General features: G+C 48.2%; 1 pseudogene. It reads right to left on the minus strand.

Going from position 1 to position 620, the window contains the following annotated elements:
- A pseudogene (locus tag R7E78_RS28025) lies at positions 1-620 on the minus strand (phosphoglucomutase, alpha-D-glucose phosphate-specific); the annotation flags it as partial.

Raw genomic sequence — 620 nt, forward strand, 5'->3', positions numbered from 1 at the left:
GTTACCGCAGTAATCTCAGCCGCTAACAAACAGAGTAAGATGCCGTCTTTGTCTGTTGACCATGGTGTTCCATCTTTACGTAGGAAAGAGGCACCTGCGCTCTCTTCACCACCAAAACCAAACTTGCCAGTGTAAAGGCCATCGACAAACCACTTGAAGCCGACAGGCACTTCACACAGTTCACGACCCAAATCGGCTACTACTCGGTCGATAAGTGCACTTGAAACCAGCGTCTTACCAACAGCAACATCTTTACCCCACGCCTCACGATGACGGTATAGGTAGTCGATACAAACCGCTAAGAAATGGTTCGGGTTCATCAAACCTTTCGGCGTCACGATACCATGACGGTCATAGTCTGGGTCGTTACCAAACGCAAGATCGTATTCATCTTTCAGAGCTAGCAGACCAGCCATTGCGTATGGAGAAGAACAGTCCATACGAACCACGCCGTCCTTATCAAGCGACATGAACTGGAATGATGGGTCAATCGCTTCGCTGACCAAGGTCAGTTCTAAGTTGTATGCTTGTCCTATTTGACGCCAGTAATCAATGCCGCTGCCACCAAGTGGATCCACACCAATTTTCAACTTCGATTTCTGGATCGCTTCCATATCGAT

Source organism: Vibrio sp. YT-19(2023) (assembly GCF_033337395.1).